The sequence below is a fragment of the Frankia sp. AvcI1 genome, assembly GCF_001420875.1.
GTDB classification, from domain to species: Bacteria; Actinomycetota; Actinomycetes; order Frankiales; family Frankiaceae; genus Frankia; species Frankia alni.
In genome coordinates, this window is the sequence record NZ_LJFZ01000066.1 from 1 (window position 1) to 6,573 (window position 6,573).

Here is a 6,573-nt window from a genome sequence, read left to right on the forward strand (position 1 = left end):
GGGACGGTCATGGTGGCGGCGCCGTCGGGGTCGAGGCCGGTGCGGGCGGCGTGGGCGTTGATGCGGTCGGCGGCCTGCTGCTGGGTCCAGCCGCGGGCCTGCCGGTGGGCGGTGCGGGGGCGTAGCCGGTAGCGGCGGGTGAACTCGACGGCGATCTCGTCGTGGCTCATCCCGACCGCGCGCATCCGTTCCCGCAGCGCGTCCTGTTCCACCCGCCGGCTCGGCCTACTCATGACGACGCCGCGCCCCTCTTCCCCGTCACCGTGATCCCCCTTTCCATCCGGGACAGGTCCACGGTAGTCGTGCGATCACGCCTCGGGAAGCAAGAGGGGGCGTGCGACCCGAATTAATGCACCCTGCCGGGGGGTGTTACTCCAGGTCGGAGGGGGTGCGGGGAGCGGAACTGTTTCTTCGGGCTGGCGGGAATGTCCGTCGTCCTTGTCAGGGCGATGGTGGTAGCGGTTCCCCGATGTCTACTCTCAGTGAGGTCTGTTCCTATGATGAGGACCGCCCCCGCGACGGCCGCGCTCCCCGACGCCGCCTTCGACGCCAAGCCCAGATCCGACGCGGCGAGNAAGGGAGAGCGTCGACGAGCGTGCGTCACCCCGGCCGGCGCGGACCGGCTGGCGGCGAGGTCTGCGTGATGACCGCCGACGGCTTCGAGTCCACCGGACATGACGATCCCAACATTGCGAGGATCTACGACTACCTGCTCGGCGGCGCCCACAACTTTGCCGTCGACCGTGACGCCGCAGCGAAGCTGACGCAGGCGTGGCCGCAAATCCAGCAGGCCGCGCGGGTCAATCGGGCGTTCCTGGGCGAGGCGGTGCGCTACCTCGCCGGCCCGGCGGGTATCCGCCAGTTCCTCGACATCGGTTCGGGCATGCCGACGATGGGCAACGTCCACGAGGTCGCCTACGGCGTCGCGCCGGACGCGCGGGTCGCCTACGTCGACAACGACCCGGTCGCCGTCGCGAACAGCCAGATCCTCCTCGCGCGCACGCCCGCCGCGGTCGCCATCGAAGGCGATCTCCACCGTCCCGAGGAGATTCTCCAGCACCCGGACGTCACCGGGCTGCTCGACCTGTCCCAACCGGTCGGGCTTCTGCTGGTCGCGATCCTGCACTTCTTCGACGACGACGCCCACCCGGAACGGTTGATCGGCGCGCTGCGGGACGCGCTCCCCGCGGGCAGCTACCTGGTGCTCACCCATGCCACCGGTGACGGACAGNCCGAGGNCGTCACCGATGCCGCGACGTTGTACCGGCGCACGACGGCGCCGTTCCGGCTGCGGAGCCGGACCGAGGTCCTGCGGTTCTTCGACGACTGTGACCTGATCGAGCCCGGCGTGGTCCTCCTTCCCGGCTGGGCCGACGACCGGCAGCAGTCCCGGACGGCAACGTCCGAGGATCGGCTGCCGATCTACGCCGGTATCGGGCGCATCCGGTGAGCCCNCTGTCCGGCTGTTCGGCGTGCTGGTCGGACGGCGACGTCACCCGCCTTCTCGCCTACGCCGAAGGGCGGATCGCCGCCGCGACCGCCCACCTGTGGCCGCAGGCGCAGGTGGCGTTCGGGCCGATGGTCACGGGAGGCAGTGCGGTGGTGCGCCGGGTGCAGGTCGACGGCGAGACGCTGTGCGCGACGCTGCACCCGAGGGGGGCAACGCTGGCGAGCGTGGTGCGCGGCGACCACGGCGATCTCACCGCGGTGCTGACCGGCGACGACGGGCCGCGGGCCGACAGGACTGACCAGGAGGCCGAGCAGCTCACGGCGCTGGCCGTCTACAGCGGCCTGCGGATCGCGGCACCGGCCGCGACGGCGGACGGGGTGCTGTTCACCCGCTGGGTGACGGGCACGAGCCTGGCCGGCCGGGTCCAGGCCCGGCCGGCGGTGCTGACCGAGCTGCTGATGACGCTGATGGACGACCTCACCGAACTGCACCGCGATCCGGCGGGGCCGCTGCGGCAGGCCGCCGCGCCCACCGGCCCCCGCGCCCTTCCCCGCGTGGTCACCGAGGCGTTGAGCCACCCGACCGACCACCTCCACCCGCAGCCCCCGTACGCCGGCGAGGTCAGCGAGGCCAAGGCACTCACGCGCAGCCTCGCGGCCCGGCTCGCACGGCTCGCCTCCGCGCTGGACCCGGTGCTGCTCGCCCGCGCCGGCGTCGCCTTCGGCGCCCTCACCCCGACCCACGTGCTCTACCCCGCCAGCGCGCCTGGNGCTGTGCTGGTCTCGCCCGCACTCGGCCCTGGCGGGGAACCCGCGGACACCGGAACGCTGCTCGGCCACCTGCACCTGATAGCCCTCGACTGCCCGCCACCGATCCGCTCGGAGATCGTCGAAGGCGTCGAAGCGTGGCTGGCCGGGCGGCTCGCCACCCGTCGCGGTGAATGGCGAGGCTGGCTGGCCGCGGTGCTCACGATCTGGGCCGCCACCGTGTACGACACCGTCGCCACCGCCCTGACGCTGTCCGCCGACGCCCTGCCGCTCGAACCGTTCCTGTCCGGCCTGCCGCGCCGTCCGCTGCCGGCCTTGGCCGGTCTCGATGTTCTGACCCGGACACTGCGCCGCCACGGCGCCGACGCGGCGCTGAACGCCACCCTCAGCGCCCTCGCCGCCGACCCGACCAGCCGCGCCGGTTCCGACCCGGCGCAGACAACCCCACCCCGCTGATCACGCCGTCCCACCCTTGTCTGGAGAAGGCCCGCCCCATGGTCACCACGTCTCCGAGCCGAGTACCGGACACCCGGTCACCGCTCACCTCCCGCGCCGCCCCCGCTCCGCTGCCTGCGGCCTCACTGCTCCTCGCCGCCGGCCGCGCGCCCACGGCCCGGTGATCATAACCGAGCGGCGGATGGACCGGCGCACGCACGACGGGGATCTTCACCCGCCGGACCGTGCCTTCGAGCGGCTTCGCTGCACGGCGGTTCGCCTCCTCGACGCGCACGTCAGGAACGACGGCCGATGCGACAGCTGTGGGTGCGGATGGCCGTGCCGAATCGTGCTCCTCGCCGAAAACAACCTCGCTCTCGTACACGACGTCACTCCCGTGCCGGTTCCGCCCTGCGGCATCGCGGCGCCCGCCGCCGCCGACGAGGGGCACCGGCCGGTCGATCCACCGGCTGCGCCGCTTCCGCACGGCCTTCCTCATGGCCGTCCCCCCGCCGCGCCGTCGACGGACATAGGCAAGCCTTTCGGGCCCGAGAGCCGCCCCGATCCCCCCGCCCGGAGAGCCGTATGACCACCGTCCTCGCCGCCACCCCGTCCACCAAGCCCGCCGCTCCCTCCCACCACCTGCCGCACCGGGTCTGGTACTACCCCACGGACCCCCGCTCCGCGGGCGCCGCCCGCCGCGACCTCGCAGCACAGCTCCACGAGTGGGGGCTCGGCGAGCTGATCGATCCCGCTGTCCTGGTGGTGTCGGAANTGGCCAGCAACGCCCTCATCGCCAGCCTGCGAGCACGAGACCAGCACGGTGACGACGCTGCGGTGTCTCGGGTCGCGGTGNGCCTCACCTACGGCCACCACAACGTGATCGTCGAGGTGTGGGACGGCGTAGCGGACGTTCCGATTCTCCGGGCCGCCGACCCCGACGCGGAGAACGGCCGCGGCCTGCACCTGGTGGCGGCCCTGGCCCGGGACTCGGGCTGCTACCGGGTCCGTGTCCAGGACACCGACGGCGGCCATCGGACGAACGGCAAGGTCGCCTGGGCGATCCTGCCCCACGGCACCTCACCCGCCCGTCCCGTCACGGACACCCCGCCGGACTCGCCGGGCCTGCCACGGCGTAGCCCCGACATGCCTATCAGCGGGAACGCACCGGACCTGGACCCGGACGCCGTCGACCTCGTACTGCTGCAACGGGTGATCGACGGCCTGCGCGCCCTGAACGACTGGACACGTGACGCCACGCCAACCCGATCCGACCGGCCCGCCCTACCGACCTCGAACGGAGAAGCACTCCCATGACCGACGACTTCGCCTGCCCACCCTGGTGCCANCAGTCCGCCGGGCACCTGCACGTGGAGACTGACGGTCCCGGGGACTACCACACCGCCGAGATCGCCCTGATCGACCTGCCGGAGATCCCCGGGCTCCGTGGGGAGACCGCCTTCGCGGTGCGGGTCGAGCAGTACGTCACCGCGGGGGCGGTCTACCAGCCGGTGATCTCCCTCGGCCTCGGCGGCGCCGGCGAACCGGACGACGACGCTTTCACCCTCGACGAGGCCGACATTCTCGCCTCCGCGATCAGCCGCGCAGTCACCGCGGTCCGCAACGCTCGGACCGGCCGCGACCAGGACGACGATGCCCAGGGATAGCGGCCCGACCGGCGCGGTGGCGAAGGTCAGCGCACCGGAGCCGACCTCGCGCAACGCCGGCCAGAACGGTGCACCGCCGCGCTGGCCCCAGAGCAGCAGCCCGCCCCCGGGAGCGATCGGGGCTGGNTTTCCTGCCCGTCGGAATGAATCAGCCGAATCGGGGGTGCGGTGGACGGTGCTTTCGCGGCATTAACCAACCGGAATTTCCGGCTGTACTTCATGGCGAAATGCGTTTCGCATGTGGGTACCTGGATGCAGCGGGTCGCGCAGGACTATCTGGTGCTGCATCTGGGGGGCGGGGGCACGGCGCTGGGGATCACCGTGGCCGTGCAGTTCGCGCCGACAGCGCTGGGCGGCGTCCACGCCAGCGTGTGGGTGGATCGGCTGGCACACCGGCGTCGGGCGATGGCCGCCGAGCAGGTCGCTGNGGCGATGCTGGCGGTGTTCCTCGGCGTGGTGGCGCTGGCTGGGGGTGCGGTGTGGCAGGTGTACCTGCTGGCGGCCGGGCTCGGGGTGAGCACGGTGGTCTCCAATCCATTGCAGCAGTCGTTGTTGGCGGAGATCGTGGATGGACCGTTGCGTTCGTCCGCGGTCGCGCTGAACAGCGCGGCGTTTACCTCCGGGCGAGTGGTCGGGTCCGCGCTCGCCGGGGTCGTGATCGCTGGGCTGGGGGTGGCCGCTGCCTGCTGGGCCAACGCGGTCTCGTTCGCGGCGGTGCTGGTGGCGCTCGCAGCGATGCGCCGCGAGGAGATGTATCCGGCTCCGCCGGTGCCGCGGGTGCCCGGTCAGGCCCGCGCCGGACTCGCCTACCTCACCCAGCGCGGTGATCTCCACGTGCTGTTTACGGTCACCGCGATCGCCAGTGTGCGGCTCATGCCGTTTCAGACGGTGCTCGTGCCGCTGCTGGTGATGGACACCTTCGGGGCGGGTGCGACCGGTCTCGGGATCGCGGGTGCCGCCCTCGCCGCCAGTGCGGTCGTCGGCCAGCTGGCGGCGGGTCGGCGACCGCCCGACGCGTGCGGAGCAGGCAGCACCCGGACGCGTCAGCCGCCAAACCGTCCTCGCGGGCGGGGGCCAGGTCCACGGGGTTGCCGAACCCGATCTATCCTCGTTGTTCGCCTTGGGCCACAGCGGATGCACGGCCCGGGTAGTGATGGCGGACGGAGCGGGGGATGTGGGCGGACAACGAAACAGATGTTGATCTTCTCGGCTTCGACTTTCTGGTGGACGCGCTTGTCGTCGCCCTCACCGAGCCTCGGCTGCTTCCGCTAACGGTCGGCCTCCTCGGGGACTGGGGTTCGGGCAAGAGCAGCCTGATGAAGATCACGCAGCAGGAGCTGTTGGAGATCCGCGCCGGCAACGAGACGCAGTCCTGCTATGCCTGCGTCGAGTTCAGTCCGTGGCAGTACGAGGACTATGACGATGTCAAGGTCGCCCTGATGACGAAGGTCCTCGACGAGGNCAGCCAGAGGACGACCGAGAAGGCGCAGCAGGAGCAGGTGTCCAGGCTGCGTGGTTTCGTCCAGAATCTGGGCCAGTGGGGACGCAAGGGCGGGCGNCTGGCGCTGACTGCCGCGCCGCTCCTGCTCCCGACCGTGCTTCCCGATATCGACCCGACGCTGGCGGAAGGGATGCTGGCAGGGGTAGCGGGCGGGGCCGGGCGGCTCCTGGAAGAGCCGCAGGACGCGACGGGGGAGGACGATGATCGAGGAGGAGCGCGCCTTGATGCTGGCCGTTTTCGTGCCGAGTTCGCGGAGCTCGTCGCATCGTTGGACGGGACGGACGCTGTCGTGGTGTTCATCGACGACCTCGACCGGTGCCTACCGGGAACGGTGGTGGACACGTTCGAGGCGATCCGGCTCTTCCTGAACACNCCGAAGACCNCTTATGTCATCGCGGCGAATCAGGCGGTCGTCGAGTCCGCGATCGACTCGCGGTACCCGCAGCTACAGCAGCCTGGTGGTGGCGGGATCGGTGCGAACTACCTGGAGAAGATGCTCCAGATCAAGGTGGTCATCCCTCCCTTGGCCGCCCCCGAGGCCGACACATACGTGAACCTGCTGCTCGCCGAGCTGCACCTCGATGACGAGCAGTTCACCGCGGTCTTGGGCGAGACTCGTGGACGTCGGGCCGCCGGGGTCTTGCAGGTGGCGTTCAACCTCGGAGTGGCCGGCGAGGTTCTGGGGCGTGTCATGACGACTGTGTAAGCCAGAGGTGGACCAGGATCGATCTACCTTGATCGGGTAGGTCGGAA

At 71.1% G+C, this 6,573-nt stretch carries 1 protein-coding gene and 3 pseudogenes; 3 read left to right on the plus strand and 1 reads right to left on the minus strand.

What is annotated here, in order from left to right; all coding sequences use genetic code 11:
* Positions 1–233, minus strand: a pseudogene (locus UK94_RS31610) (hypothetical protein); the annotation flags it as partial.
* Between the two features lie 410 nt (positions 234–643).
* Here UK94_RS31610 and UK94_RS31615 point away from each other — a divergent pair.
* The 3 genes and pseudogenes from UK94_RS31615 to UK94_RS72325 form a co-directional block, all read left to right on the plus strand.
* Positions 644–1,231: SAM-dependent methyltransferase (locus UK94_RS31615; RefSeq protein WP_235490907.1), on the plus strand; the 588-nt coding region annotated here is incomplete at its 3' end.
* An 8-nt stretch (positions 1,232–1,239) separates the two neighbouring features.
* Positions 1,240–1,450 (plus strand): annotated as a pseudogene (locus UK94_RS72320) (SAM-dependent methyltransferase); the annotation flags it as partial.
* A gap of 1,787 nt (positions 1,451–3,237) precedes the next feature.
* Positions 3,238–3,426 (plus strand): annotated as a pseudogene (locus UK94_RS72325) (ATP-binding protein); the annotation flags it as partial.
* Positions 3,427–6,573: the final 3,147 nt, after the last annotated feature.